Raw genomic sequence first — 14413 nt, forward strand, 5'->3', positions numbered from 1 at the left:
GTTTATCCAACCAGTCTCGCGACCAGTTGTGATAATCATAACGATTCTCATTACGGCGTCAATCCCTTTTCTGCATTTAATCCCGATTTTTTTGGCAGCTGACTTTTTGCGTCTAGCTGCTGATTGAGGGCCCGCTTGCGTTCGGCTGGCAAATCGTTCCAGTGAATGTCCAGTAAGGCCCCTTCGATTGCGTACAGCAACACCTTGGACGCCCTGAACCCTCGGGTTTTCACCGCTTGGTAGGCACCGACCGCGCCCAGCCGACGCAAGTCCGATGCACTGTGGATACCGGCGGCATGCAACCACTGCGCAGAGGTCTTGCCAAGATTTTTCAAATGCTGCAATTCATCGTTCATCGAGCCTCCTTGCGATGGCTGAACGGGTCGGGGTGGATAAATCGCGAGCAGGTCAGAGAGGAGTGTAGCGGGGGTTGGGAAATACGCGGCGTTTGGCCATCGGGAATATGGGAATGACAAGCGCAGTAGCGAGGGTTGGCGCCTGCTCCGAATAGCCGGAACAGGCGCGGCGTGCCTTTACAGCCCTGGCAGACGCTGGCGAATCTGTTCGATCACCTGGTCCATGCCACTGGATTCCTGAGTGTCGATGCGGGTGCTGTGTTGCTGCTCCTGGGCATTGAGTGGTTCACGGTTCTGCTGCTGAGCCTTGACCACCTCCAGCGTTGCATCGGACGGGTCGCTATTTTGCGCCTGGCGCTGTTGCAGCCAACTGGCGATCACCGCTTCCGGGGCCTGGCAATCGAGGATCAGGAACGGCACGCCCGTCTCGCTGGCCACGCCTGCTGCCGCCTGGCGCTGTTCAGCCTTCAGGTAGGTGGCATCGAGCACGACCGGGAAGCCTGCACGCAGGATCATTGCCGCCAATTCGTGCAGGCGCTGATAGGTCGCTGCACTGGCATCCTGGCCGTAGATGCCAGTGTGAAGCTGGTCGGCATCCTGCTGCTGTTCGCCGAACAGTCGCTTGCGCTCCACGTCCGAGCGTACACGCACTGCACCCAGCGCTTCGACCAGGCGCATGGCCACGTGGCTCTTGCCTACGGCCGACACGCCGTGGGTGATGGCTAGCAGGCGAGAAGGAATGGCGCTGTAGCTTTCTGCCAGGTTGGCGTAGTTGCGGTAGGTGCGCAGGCTGGTGGCGCGCTGCACGCCGTCGGCATTGGCGGGCATGCTGAACAGTGCAATCTTGGCCCGTACCAACGCGCGGTAGGCCTTGTAGAAATTGAGCAGTTGCAGGCCCTCGTAGTCGCCGGTCAGCTCGAGGTACTGGCTGACGAAGCGCCGTGCCAGGCACTTGAGGCCGCGGTCTTCCAGGTCCATGGCCAGAAAGCCGGTATCGGCCCACACGTCGGTCTTGCGGAAGGGCTCATTGAACTCGATGCAGTCGAAAATCACGACCTTGCCATCGATCACGGTTGCGTTGCCCAGATGGATGTCGCCATGGCATTCGCGGATGAAGCCGTTGGCTTTGCGTGAGGCGAACAGCCCTTCGAGGCGTTCGAAGCTGCTGCGCGCCCAGGCTTGCAGGTTGTCCAGTTGCTGCAGGTCGGCCTTGTCGCTCAGAAATGGACGGATCTGCTCGAAGTTCTGCTCGACCGGGGCCATGACGCTTTCTGGCGAGCCATACGGCTGATCGGCCGGTACCCTGGGCGTTTGCAGGTGAAACTCGGCGATCTGGCGAGCCATCTGGTCGATATGGCTGGTACCCAGTTCGCCATTGGCCTGCAGGGTGTTGAGCATCTGGCCCTGGGGGAATTGGCGCATCTTCAGCACATATTCGAACGCCTGGCCTTCACCACCGATCTGCAGCGCTTCGACACTACCGGTGATCGGTAGCACTTCGAGGTATAGGCCTTCGGTCATGCGCTGGTTGAGGCGCAATTCTTCATTACAAAAATGCTGGCGCTGGCCCAGGCTGGTGAAGTCGAGGAAGCCGAAATTCATCGGCTTCTTGATCTTGTAGGCGTACTCGCCAGTGAGCAGGACCCAGGAGATGTGCGTCTCGATGAGCTGGAACCCGTCCACGGGGTGAGGGTACAGGGCAGGGTTCTGCAACGCGTTGATCAAGGCTTGGCTCACGGGAAATCCTTCCGGGGACAGGGAATTCGAAAGCGCCATTATGGTCAATGGTGCCGTCCCTGCATACCGCCAGAGGGCGTCTGCCTACCCTTCATAAAGTGCGTATAATCCGCCGCCATGACTCGAACTCGAAATACTCGCACCCCTCAGAAACGCCCGACCGGCCGCTCACGCGCCTGGCTGGGCTGGGCCTTGAAGCTCAGCCTGGTAGGCCTGGTGATCCTTGCCGGCTTCGCGGTTTACCTCGATGCCGTTGTGCAGGAGAAGTTTTCCGGCAAGCGCTGGACTATCCCGGCCAAGGTTTATGCCCGGCCGTTGGAGCTGTTCACCGGGCAGAAACTGAGCAAAAACGACTTCCTCACCGAGCTCGATGCCCTTGGCTATCGCCGTGAGAGCGCCGCCAACGGCCCGGGCGCAGCAGCGGTCAACGGCAATAGCGTCGACCTCAATACCCGTGGCTTCCAGTTCTACGAGGGTATGGAGCCTGCGCAGTTCGTGCGTGTGCGCTTCTCCGGCGACTATGTGGCAGACCTGACCGGCGCCAATGGCAAGAAGCTCGATGTGGTCCGCCTGGAGCCTCTGATGATCGGGGGTATCTATCCCAAGAACCTCGAAGACCGCATCCTGATCAAGATCGATCAGGTGCCGCCATATTTGCTCGAAACCCTGGTTGCCACCGAAGACCGCGACTTCTACAGCCACTTCGGCGTATCGCCCAAATCCATTGCCCGGGCCATGTGGGTGAACACCTCGTCCGGCTCCATGCGCCAGGGCGGTAGTACCCTGACCCAGCAGTTGGTAAAAAACTTCTACCTGACCAGCGAGCGTAGCCTGACCCGTAAGCTCACCGAAGCAATGATGGCCGTGCTGCTGGAGCTGCATTACGACAAGCGTGAAATTCTCGAGGCGTACCTCAACGAAGTGTTCGTCGGCCAGGATGGCCAGCGTGCGGTGCATGGTTTCGGCCTAGCCAGCCAGTTCTTCTTCAGCCAGCCGCTGTCGGAGCTGAAGCTGCATCAGATCGCGTTGCTGGTGGGCATGGTCAAGGGCCCGTCGTACTACAACCCGCGCCGTTATCCTGAGCGTGCCCTTGCCCGGCGTAACCTGGTTCTGGACCTCGTGGCCGAGCAAGGCGTAGCCAGCCAGGCAGAAGTCGATGCGGCGAAGAAGATGCCTTTGGGCGTGACCAAGCGCGGTAGCCTTGCCGACAGCTCGTTCCCTGCTTTCCTCGACCTGGTCAAGCGCCAGCTGCGCCAGGATTATCGCGACGAAGACTTGACTGAAGAAGGCTTGCGGATTTTCACCAGTTTCGATCCGATCCTGCAGATGAAAGCCGAAGCTTCCATGGCCGAAACCTTCAAGCGCATTGGTGGGCGCAAAGGCGCTGACGAAGTAGAGTCGGCGATGGTTGTGACCAACCCGGAGACCGGTGAGGTGCAAGCCCTGATCGGCAGCCGCCAATCCGGCTATGCTGGCTTCAACCGAGCCATTGATGCTGTGCGGCCCATTGGCTCGCTGGTCAAACCGGCCGTCTACCTGACCGCCTTGGAACAGCCAAGCAAATACACCCTGACCACTTGGGTGCAAGACGAGCCGTTCTCGGTCAAAGGCGCCGACGGCCAAGTGTGGCGCCCGCAGAACTACGACCGGCGCTCGCACGGTACGATCTACCTGTACCAGGGCCTGGCCAACTCTCTTAACCTGTCGACCGCCAAGCTTGGCCTTGAAGTGGGCGTGCCCAATGTCATCAAGACAATCGGCCGCCTCGGCGTCAAGGTCGACTGGCCGGCATTCCCTGCCATGTTGCTGGGGGCTGGCGGCATGTCGCCGATGCAAGTTGCGACCATGTACCAGACCATCGCCAACGGTGGCTTCAATACCCCGATGCGTGGTATCCGCAGCGTGCTTACTGCCGAAGGCGAGCCGCTAAAGCGCTACCCGTTCCAGATCCAGCAGACCTTCGACCCAGGCTCCATCTACCTGGTGCAGAACGCCATGCAGCGGGTAATGCGTGAGGGTACTGGTCGCTCGGTCTACAACGTGTTGCCAAGCTCTCTGACCCTGGCCGGCAAGACCGGTACCAGTAACGATTCGCGCGACAGCTGGTTCTCTGGTTTCAGCCAGGATCTGCTAGCAGTGGTGTGGATGGGGCGCGACGATAACGGCAAAACCCCATTTACCGGTGCAACTGGCGCCTTGCAGGTCTGGACCAGCTTTATGAAGAAGGCCGACCCGCTGCCACTGGACATGCCTCAACCAGACAACATTGTGCAGGCGTGGATCGATCCTTATAGCGGCAAAGGTTCAGACAGCAGCTGTCCGGGCGCTGTGCAGATGCCGTATATTCGCGGCAGCGAACCGCCTGCCGGAGCAACCTGCGGTGGTGAGCAGAATCCGGCAGAATCGGTCATGGACTGGGTCAAGGGCTGGATGAACTGAGCCCTGAGCAGCATTGATGAGGTGTGAATTTGAATAAGTGGCTGTTTCCTGCCGTGACGGCGCTGGTGGTGCTGCAGGGCTGTTCGACCGTGCAGCGTGGCAACATCCCGGTTGTGGACTCGAGCACCCGGGTGTCCAATAGTGAGCGTGTGCAGGCCAATCGCTCGCCTGCCGGCATGAGCAATGGCACCGCGCAGGCGCAGTCGCTGCCGGAGGACTCCGGGGTGACCGTGATGATCCCGCAAGGTGCAGGCGCCGCAGGTATCCAGACCTTCCCGGCAGCCAGCGGTGGGGCGCCGATCAGCACGGGCCCGATCACTCCAGGCCCCGTGACGTCGGGGCCGCAGACTACCAACCCTAACCCGATCGCCGACGAACCGTTCGATATCGCCTCGATGAACAGCGCTGCAGCTGCATCAAGTGCCCCGACCGGCATCCCCCGCAGCAGCGCGCCATCTGGTGGCCTATCGGCCGACGAGCAACTGGATGGCCCGGTGTTGGCGTTGTTGACAACCGCCCAGTCGCAGCAGGGCAGTGGTGACTACAACGGTGCAGCGTCCAGCCTTGAGCGTGCCCAGCGCATTGCCCCACGTGAGCCGCAGGTGCTTTATCGTCTGGCTCAGGTGCGCCTGTCCCAAGGCGATGCGCCTCAAGCCGAGCAACTGGCTCGCCGGGCCCTGACCTACGCCAACGGTCGCCCGGATCTGCAAGCCGAGCTATGGAACACCATTGCCCAAGCGCGCGAAAAACAGGGTGATAGTGCCGGCGCTGCGCTGGCACGACAGAAAGCGCGGACCAATTCATGATGGTCGAGCAACGCATTCTCGATATCGCCGACCATCTGTTGCTCATCGAGCGTGAGCTGCAGGTGCAGGGCTGGTGGGATGACGAGCCGCCAAGCGATGAAGCGCTGGCCAGCACCATACCCTTCGCGGTGGATACGCTCAGTTTCGAGCAGTGGTTGCAATGGATCTTCCTGCCGCGCATGAAGATCATCATCGAGCTTGGGCAGCCGTTGCCAAATGCTTCCAGCATTCTGGTAATGGCTGAAACCGTGTTCACCGATCGTCCTGAAGAAAGTCGCGAGCTGCGCCGGCTGTTGGCAGTATTCGATCGATTGATCGCTGCTTGAGCCTGATTTCTTCAGTTTTTCCTTCAAGGGCCGCAGATTGTGGCCCTTTTTTATTAAAATCTTATCTTTTCTGCTGCCGAGTCGGTTTTTCGTGGTGGCTGTAATTCAACTTGGGGGAAAATTGGCAATAATTTTTCTTGACTTGTAGGCGCCAAATCACAAGAATCCAGATTCCGCTTTAGAGGGACTGCCAGAAGCAGACCCGCTAAGCAGATCATGAGGCGCATACCCGCGCCGCCTGCTACACCCCGCAACGCGTTACCTCGCGCTGGGTGGGAAACCCCCGCAACACTCTGGGGGGCTCCCAATACTTGCTCAGTCAGTGCTGACGTTCGCTCATGCTCTGCTTGGCAGTAAACCTATTAAGACCCGTCCACAGAGGGGCGGTATTCTGGCGTTTTAGAGGTGATCAACGTGGAGCTTTTATCCGGCGCTGAAATGGTCGTCCGCTTCTTGCGTGACGAAGGCGTTAAGCACATCTACGGGTACCCTGGTGGTGCTCTCCTTCATGTTTACGACGCACTGTTCAAAGAACCGGAAGTGGAACACATCCTGGTTCGTCACGAGCAGGCGGCAACCCATATGGCGGACGGCTACGCCCGCGCCACCGGCAAGGCCGGTGTGGTGCTGGTAACCTCCGGCCCGGGCGCGACCAATGCCATCACCGGCATTGCCACCGCCTATATGGATTCGATCCCGATGGTCATCCTGTCCGGCCAGGTGCCCAGCACCATGGTGGGGACCGATGCCTTCCAGGAAACCGACATGATCGGTATCTCGCGGCCGATCGTGAAGCACAGCTTCATGATCAAGAACCCCACCGAGATCCCTGAGGTACTCAAGAAAGCGTTCTACCTGGCGCAATCCGGCCGCCCAGGCCCGGTCGTGGTCGACATTCCAAAAGATATGACCAACCCGGCCGAGAAGTTCGAGTACGTCTATCCGAAGAAGGTCAAGCTGCGTTCCTACAGCCCGGCTGTACGTGGCCACTCTGGTCAGATCCGCAAGGCTGCCGAAATGCTCTTGGCTGCCAAGCGCCCGATCGTCTATGCCGGTGGTGGTGTGATTTTGGGTGGTGGCTCCGAAGCGCTGACCGAAATCGCCAAGTCGCTGAACCTGCCCGTAACCAACACCCTGATGGGGCTGGGTGGCTTCCCGGGTACTGATCGCCAGTTCCTCGGCATGCTGGGCATGCACGGCAGCTTCACTGCCAACATGGCCATGCACAACGCCGATGTGATCTTCGCCGTCGGTGCGCGCTTCGATGACCGCGTGGTCAACGGCCCGGCCAAGTTCTGCCCGAACGCCAAGATCATCCATGTCGATATCGACCCAGCGTCGATTTCCAAGATGATCAAGGCCGACGTGCCGATCGTAGGCCCGGTCGACAGCGTGCTCAGCGAAATGCTCGGCATCCTCAAGGAAATCGGTGGCCAGCCTGAGAAGGCGGCATTGGATGCCTGGTGGAAGCAGATCGACGAATGGCGTGGCAATGGCGAACTGTTCCCTTACGACAAGGGCGACGGTAACGTCATCAAGCCGCAGAAAGTCATCGAGACGCTGTGCGAAGTGACCAATGGTGATGCTTTCATCACCTCCGACGTTGGCCAGCATCAGATGTTCGCGGCGCAGTATTACCGCTTCAACAAACCAAACCGCTGGATCAACTCCGGTGGCCTGGGCACCATGGGCTTCGGCTTCCCGGCGGCAATGGGCATCAAGCTCAACTTCCCGGACCAGGACGTGGCCTGCGTGACCGGCGAGGGCAGTATCCAGATGAACATCCAGGAGCTGTCCACCTGCATGCAGTACGGCCTGCCGGTGAAGATCGTCAACATGAACAACGGTGTACTGGGCATGGTCCGCCAGTGGCAGGACATGGCCTACAACGGTCGTCACTCGCACTCTTACGTCGAGTCGCTGCCTGACTTCATCAAGCTGGCCGAGGCCTATGGCCACGTCGGCATCCGCATCACCAGCCTCAAGGACCTCAAGCCGAAGCTGGAAGAAGCGTTTGCGATGAAGGACCGCCTGGTGTTCATCGACATCGCGGTGGACCGCAGCGAGCACGTCTATCCGATGCAGATCAAGGATGGCTCGATGCGTGACATGTGGCTGAGCAAGACGGAGCGTACCTGATATGCGGCATATCATCTCTCTGCTGCTGGAAAACGAACCCGGTGCTCTGTCCCGTGTGGTCGGCCTGTTCTCCCAGCGCAACTACAACATTGAAAGCCTGACCGTGGCGCCGACCGAAGACCCGACTTTGTCGCGCCTGACGCTGACCACCGTTGGCCATGACGAGGTGATCGAGCAAATCACCAAGAACCTGAACAAGCTGGTCGAAGTGGTGAAACTTGTCGACCTGTCGGAGAGCGCTCACATCGAGCGTGAACTGATGCTGGTCAAGGTCAAGGCCACCGGTGCCCAGCGCGCCGAGATCAAGCGCACCACGGATATCTTCCGTGGCCAGATCGTCGATGTGACTGCCAGCGTGTACACCGTGCAACTGAGCGGCACCAGCGACAAGCTGGACAGCTTCATCCAGGCCATCGGCACCGCATCGATTCTCGAAACCGTGCGCAGCGGCGTTACCGGCATTGCCCGTGGCGACAAAGTGCTCAGCATCTGAATTCATCAATTAGCGATGGCTCCGCAGGGGGCCGAGATATAACCAGGGGTATTTTCATGAAAGTTTTCTACGATAAAGACTGCGACCTTTCCATCATCCAGGGTAAGAAAGTCGCCATCATCGGTTACGGCTCGCAAGGCCACGCTCAGGCTTGCAACCTGAAAGACTCCGGTGTTGATGTCACTATCGGTCTGCGTAAAGGCTCGGCCACCGTTGCCAAGGCAGAAGCCCACGGCCTGAAAGTGACCGACGTTGCCTCCGCCGTCGCTGCTGCAGACCTGGTCATGATCCTGACCCCGGACGAGTTCCAGGGCCAGCTGTACAAGCAGGAAATCGAGCCGAACATCAAGAAGGGCGCTACCCTGGCCTTCTCCCACGGCTTCGCCATCCACTACAACCAGGTTGTGCCGCGTGCCGACCTCGACGTGATCATGATCGCGCCGAAGGCTCCGGGCCACACCGTTCGCTCCGAGTTCGTCAAAGGCGGCGGTATTCCTGACCTGATCGCCATCTACCAGGACGCCTCGGGCAACGCCAAGAACGTGGCTCTGTCGTACGCTTCGGGTGTGGGCGGCGGCCGTACCGGCATCATCGAAACCACCTTCAAGGACGAGACTGAAACCGACCTGTTCGGTGAGCAAGCTGTTCTGTGCGGCGGTACCGTCGAACTGGTCAAAGCCGGTTTCGAAACCCTGGTCGAAGCTGGCTACGCGCCAGAGATGGCCTACTTCGAGTGCCTGCACGAGCTGAAGCTGATCGTTGACCTCATGTACGAAGGCGGCATCGCCAACATGAACTACTCGATCTCCAATAACGCCGAGTACGGTGAATACGTCACCGGTCCAGAAGTCATCAACGAAGAATCCCGCAAGGCCATGCGCAATGCTCTCAAGCGCATCCAGGACGGCGAGTACGCGAAGATGTTCATCTCCGAAGGCGCTACCAACTACCCATCGATGACCGCCAAGCGCCGCAACAACGCCGCTCACGGCATCGAAATCATCGGCGAGCAACTGCGTTCGATGATGCCGTGGATCTCGGCCAACAAAATCGTCGACAAGACCAAGAACTAAGTCTTATCGAAAGATGAAAAACGCGGCTTCGGCCGCGTTTTTTCGTTCTGGCAGTCAGCTTCTGGTATAAAGCAGACCAGTGGCTCGCTGTCAGAACCTGTTTCGCGGGCCCGTGTCGAACATTTTCCATCCTGTTGCAAGGTACCCTCCATGAGCGAACGTCCCGAAGAGCCGAACAAGCCCTCCGACGCCGAAAGCCTGCTACCTGTCGATGAGCACGTTGAAGAAGGGCATGACGCCGAAGGGCGCAAGGTGCGCCATCGCGGCATCTATCTGCTGCCCAATCTGTTCACCACCGCCAACCTGTTTGCCGGTTTTTATTCCATCATCAGCTCGATGAGTGCGCAAAGCGCTGGCGACCCCCGCGAGGCGAGCAAATACTTCGCCATCGCCGCCATCGCTATCTTCGTAGCCATGGTGCTCGACGGCCTCGACGGCCGCGTGGCACGGATGACCAATACCCAGAGCGCCTTTGGCGCCGAATATGACTCGCTGTCGGATATGGTTGCCTTCGGCGTGGCCCCGGCCTTGCTGGCCTTTGGTTGGGCGCTGGCTGACATGGGCAAGATCGGCTGGATGGTTGCCTTCATCTATGTGGCCGGTGCCGCGCTGCGTCTGGCGCGTTTCAATACCCAGGTCGGCACTGCCGACAAGCGCTACTTCATCGGCCTTGCCAGCCCAGCTGCCGCAGGCGTCGTTGCCGGTACCGTGTGGGCGTTCAGCGACTTCGGCATCCAGGGCTCCAAGCTATCGTTCTTGGTGGCCTTGCTGGTTGCTGCTGCCGGTATGTTGATGGTCAGCAACATCAAGTACAACAGCTTCAAGGAGCTGGACCTCAAGGGGCGCGTGCCTTTCGTGGCGATTCTTGCGGTGGTGCTGGTGTTTGCCGTGGTATTCAGCGACCCGCCGCGCATCCTGCTGCTGATCTTCCTTGCTTACGCGGCGTCGGGCCCTATCCAGTTTCTGCTGCGCGGTCGTCGGCGCAAGGCGTGATAATTATTTAATGCTGGAATAACCCTCCGGCTCCATAGTCTTACTGGTACATCCGTCATCCAGTGCTGTGGAGCCGACCATGCTCATCAAGCTTCCAAGGTCTTCAGACTGCAAGGCAGCCGAGATCACCCCCGAAGGCATTTACCTTTCCCGTCGTAGATTGCTCGGTGGCTCCTTGGCCGGCCTTGCCCTGGGCGCTTTGCCTGGGGCGGCGCGCGCCGCTGAGGCTTCGCGCTATGCCGATGCTGCGCCCGGTAATGCGCCTGCCTGGTTCACCGAAAAGCTCGGCGCTGCTCATTGGCAGGCCGTTACGGCCGATGGCGAGGCGATCACCCCTTTCAAAGATGCTACGCATTACAACAATTTCTATGAGTTCGGGCCTGACAAGGGTGACCCGGCCGCCAATGGCGACAGCCTGAAAACCGAGCCTTGGTCGGTCGTTGTGGATGGCGAGGTGGGCAAGCCGGGGCGCTATGCCTTGGAAGACTTCGTCAAACCGTACCAGCTTGAAGAGCGTATCTACCGGCTGCGCTGCGTTGAGGCGTGGTCGATGGTCATACCGTGGTTGGGCTTCCCTTTGGCGCAGGTGCTCAAACAGGTCGAGCCGAATTCGAAAGCGCGCTACGTGCGCTTCGAGACACTGAAGGATCCGCAACATATGCCTGGGCAACGTTCAGGCTTTGCCTTGATCGACTGGCCGTACAGAGAGGGATTGCGCTTGGATGAAGCCATGCATCCCTTGGCGATTCTAGCGGTCGGGATGTATGGACGTGAGCTGCCCAACCAGAATGGCGCGCCCTTGCGTCTGGTGGTGCCATGGAAGTACGGCTTCAAGAGCATAAAGTCGATCGTGCGCATCAGCCTTGTGGCCGAGCAGCCGGGGACTACCTGGCAGGGGCTGGCACCGGATGAGTATGGCTTCTACGCCAACGTCAACCCAACCGTCGACCATCCACGTTGGACCCAGGCCCGCGAGCGGCGCTTGCCCAGCGGGCTGTTCAGTCCCAATGTGCGAGATACCCAGATGTTCAATGGCTATGCCGATGACGTGGCGTCGCTGTATACCGGGCTGGACCTGCGGAAGAATTATTGATGCGCTACCCATTGTTTCGCTTGGGCATCTTCATCGTGGGGTGCCTGTTTCCTGCTTGGTGGTTGTACGCGGCGGTGATGAACCTGCTGGGGCCGGATCCTGGGAAAATCCTGATGGATCGGCTGGGGTTGGGGGCGCTTGTCTTCCTGCTGGTCACCTTGAGCATGACGCCGTTACAGAAGCTGACAGGCTGGTCGGGGTGGATCGTGGTTCGGCGGCAACTGGGGTTGTGGGTCTTTGCCTATATCTTGCTGCATGTCCTGGCCTACCTGTTTTTCATCCTAGGGTTGGATTGGGCGCAGTTGGCGGTAGAGCTGCGCAAGCGGCCATACATTATCGTCGGTGCGCTCGGCTTTCTCGTTTTGCTGGTGCTGGCGGTAACCTCGAACCGGTATAGCCAGCGGCGATTGGGGGCAAGATGGAAGAAGCTGCACAGGCTGGTATATGGGGTGCTCGGTTTGGGGTTGCTGCATTTCCTGTGGATCGTGCGTTCAGACCTGAGGGAGTGGGCAATCTATGCATTTATTGGTGTGGTGTTGATGGTATTACGGGTGCCCACGGTTTCGCGCTGGCTCCCCAGGGTTGCTCGGCGGCAGGGAAGGGCGGTTTGAGGTTTGAGAGGGCCTAATGCTCTGCATGTGGAATATTTCAAATTAATGAAATTAAAGGTTGACGGGCTTTCGAATCCCCTTATAATGCGCCCCACTTCCAGCGACATCGGAACGAAAAACTCCTTGAGATTCAACGAGTTAACTAGTTTGGGCGAGATTGGAAGCGCTTCGGTCGACTGATCGATAGCGGTGGAGATGAAGGTTGACAGCGGTTTTAAACGCTGTATGATTCGCCTCCCGCTACGAGAGATCGCAGCGAGTCAAGTGTTTGAAGCTAAACGAGTTTCTCGCAAAAAACTTCAAAATAAACGCTTGACAGCAAATGAGGAAAGCGTAGAATGCGCGCCTCGGTTGAGACGAAACGCTCTTAACCAAATGCTCTTTAACAAATCGAATCAAGCAATTCGTGTGGGTGCTTGTGAGTACGGACTGATAGTCACAAAGATTATCAGCATCACAAGTGGCCATGCGAGAAATCACATAGTCATTTGAGATTGCTGAGCCAAGTTTAGGGTTTCTTAAAAACCCAAGCAGTATTGAACTGAAGAGTTTGATCATGGCTCAGATTGAACGCTGGCGGCAGGCCTAACACATGCAAGTCGAGCGGATGACGGGAGCTTGCTCCTTGATTCAGCGGCGGACGGGTGAGTAATGCCTAGGAATCTGCCTGGTAGTGGGGGACAACGTTTCGAAAGGAACGCTAATACCGCATACGTCCTACGGGAGAAAGCAGGGGACCTTCGGGCCTTGCGCTATCAGATGAGCCTAGGTCGGATTAGCTAGTTGGTGAGGTAATGGCTCACCAAGGCGACGATCCGTAACTGGTCTGAGAGGATGATCAGTCACACTGGAACTGAGACACGGTCCAGACTCCTACGGGAGGCAGCAGTGGGGAATATTGGACAATGGGCGAAAGCCTGATCCAGCCATGCCGCGTGTGTGAAGAAGGTCTTCGGATTGTAAAGCACTTTAAGTTGGGAGGAAGGGCAGTAAGCTAATACCTTGCTGTTTTGACGTTACCGACAGAATAAGCACCGGCTAACTCTGTGCCAGCAGCCGCGGTAATACAGAGGGTGCAAGCGTTAATCGGAATTACTGGGCGTAAAGCGCGCGTAGGTGGTTTGTTAAGTTGGATGTGAAAGCCCCGGGCTCAACCTGGGAACTGCATCCAAAACTGGCAAGCTAGAGTACGGTAGAGGGTGGTGGAATTTCCTGTGTAGCGGTGAAATGCGTAGATATAGGAAGGAACACCAGTGGCGAAGGCGACCACCTGGACTGATACTGACACTGAGGTGCGAAAGCGTGGGGAGCAAACAGGATTAGATACCCTGGTAGTCCACGCCGTAAACGATGTCAACTAGCCGTTGGAATCCTTGAGATTTTAGTGGCGCAGCTAACGCATTAAGTTGACCGCCTGGGGAGTACGGCCGCAAGGTTAAAACTCAAATGAATTGACGGGGGCCCGCACAAGCGGTGGAGCATGTGGTTTAATTCGAAGCAACGCGAAGAACCTTACCAGGCCTTGACATGCAGAGAACTTTCCAGAGATGGATTGGTGCCTTCGGGAACTCTGACACAGGTGCTGCATGGCTGTCGTCAGCTCGTGTCGTGAGATGTTGGGTTAAGTCCCGTAACGAGCGCAACCCTTGTCCTTAGTTACCAGCACGTTATGGTGGGCACTCTAAGGAGACTGCCGGTGACAAACCGGAGGAAGGTGGGGATGACGTCAAGTCATCATGGCCCTTACGGCCTGGGCTACACACGTGCTACAATGGTCGGTACAGAGGGTTGCCAAGCCGCGAGGTGGAGCTAATCTCACAAAACCGATCGTAGTCCGGATCGCAGTCTGCAACTCGACTGCGTGAAGTCGGAATCGCTAGTAATCGCGAATCAGAATGTCGCGGTGAATACGTTCCCGGGCCTTGTACACACCGCCCGTCACACCATGGGAGTGGGTTGCACCAGAAGTAGCTAGTCTAACCTTCGGGAGGACGGTTACCACGGTGTGATTCATGACTGGGGTGAAGTCGTAACAAGGTAGCCGTAGGGGAACCTGCGGCTGGATCACCTCCTTAATCGACGACATCAGCCTGCTGATGAGCTCCCACACGAATTGCTTGATTCTTGGTTGAAGACGTTGCACCTGATCGAATTCAGAAATGAACATTCGCGTCGAATGTTGATTTCTGGCTTTTGTCAGATCGTTCTTTAAAAATTCGGATATGTGATAGATATAGACTGATAGCCAGTTTCACTGCTGGGTATCAGGCTAAGGTAAAATTTGTGAGTTCTGCGCGTAAGCGCAACATGCGAATTTTCGGCGAATGTCGTCTTCACAGTATAACCA

General features: G+C 58.0%; 11 protein-coding genes and 1 rRNA gene. 10 read left to right on the plus strand and 2 right to left on the minus strand.

Annotated features, from left to right (window positions below; all coding sequences use genetic code 11):
* Window positions 1-50: 50 nt before the first annotated feature.
* Window positions 51-356, minus strand: coding sequence for a TfoX/Sxy family protein (locus tag HU725_RS03490; protein ID WP_186478837.1), 306 nt, complete (start codon window positions 354-356; stop codon window positions 51-53).
* 177 nt (window positions 357-533) lie between these two features.
* Entirely contained in the window at window positions 534-2093 is a 1560-nt protein-coding gene (locus HU725_RS03495) for a bifunctional aminoglycoside phosphotransferase/ATP-binding protein (RefSeq protein WP_186478836.1), read from the minus strand.
* 117 nt (window positions 2094-2210) lie between these two features.
* Between HU725_RS03495 and mrcB the strand changes: the two genes are divergently transcribed.
* From mrcB to HU725_RS03545, 10 genes are all read left to right on the plus strand, one after another.
* On the plus strand, window positions 2211-4532 hold the full coding sequence (gene mrcB, locus HU725_RS03500; protein WP_060478610.1) for a penicillin-binding protein 1B: 2322 nt from the start codon (window positions 2211-2213) through the stop codon (window positions 4530-4532).
* Window positions 4533-4561: 29 nt separating this feature from the next.
* The gene (locus HU725_RS03505) at window positions 4562-5338 is read left to right on the plus strand and encodes a tetratricopeptide repeat protein (RefSeq protein WP_186478835.1); all 777 of its coding nucleotides are present in this window, start codon (window positions 4562-4564) and stop codon (window positions 5336-5338) included.
* On the plus strand, window positions 5338-5664 hold the full coding sequence (locus tag HU725_RS03510; protein ID WP_186478874.1) for a YqcC family protein: 327 nt from the start codon (window positions 5338-5340) through the stop codon (window positions 5662-5664). Before HU725_RS03505 ends, HU725_RS03510 begins: the two co-directional genes overlap by 1 nt.
* A gap of 414 nt (window positions 5665-6078) precedes the next feature.
* Window positions 6079-7803: an acetolactate synthase 3 large subunit gene (locus HU725_RS03515; protein ID WP_060478654.1), complete on the plus strand. Its 1725-nt coding sequence runs from the start codon at window positions 6079-6081 to the stop codon at window positions 7801-7803.
* Window position 7804: 1 nt separating this feature from the next.
* A complete protein-coding gene (gene ilvN / locus HU725_RS03520; protein ID WP_003250040.1) occupies window positions 7805-8296 on the plus strand; it encodes an acetolactate synthase small subunit in 492 nt (163 codons plus the stop codon).
* A gap of 56 nt (window positions 8297-8352) precedes the next feature.
* On the plus strand, window positions 8353-9369 hold the full coding sequence (gene ilvC, locus HU725_RS03525; protein WP_054885606.1) for a ketol-acid reductoisomerase: 1017 nt from the start codon (window positions 8353-8355) through the stop codon (window positions 9367-9369).
* Window positions 9370-9519: 150 nt separating this feature from the next.
* Window positions 9520-10362: a CDP-diacylglycerol--serine O-phosphatidyltransferase gene (gene pssA / locus HU725_RS03530; protein WP_060478608.1), complete on the plus strand. Its 843-nt coding sequence runs from the start codon at window positions 9520-9522 to the stop codon at window positions 10360-10362.
* Window positions 10363-10441: 79 nt separating this feature from the next.
* Window positions 10442-11455: a protein-methionine-sulfoxide reductase catalytic subunit MsrP gene (msrP, locus tag HU725_RS03535; protein WP_186478834.1), complete on the plus strand. Its 1014-nt coding sequence runs from the start codon at window positions 10442-10444 to the stop codon at window positions 11453-11455.
* Window positions 11455-12066: a protein-methionine-sulfoxide reductase heme-binding subunit MsrQ gene (gene msrQ, locus HU725_RS03540; protein ID WP_186478833.1), complete on the plus strand. Its 612-nt coding sequence runs from the start codon at window positions 11455-11457 to the stop codon at window positions 12064-12066. Before msrP ends, msrQ begins: the two co-directional genes overlap by 1 nt.
* Before the next feature lie 538 nt (window positions 12067-12604).
* Window positions 12605-14141, plus strand: a 16S ribosomal RNA gene (locus tag HU725_RS03545).
* Window positions 14142-14413: the final 272 nt, after the last annotated feature.

It is taken from the genome of Pseudomonas promysalinigenes (genome assembly GCF_014269025.2).
Classification (GTDB): domain Bacteria; phylum Pseudomonadota; class Gammaproteobacteria; order Pseudomonadales; family Pseudomonadaceae; genus Aquipseudomonas; species Aquipseudomonas promysalinigenes.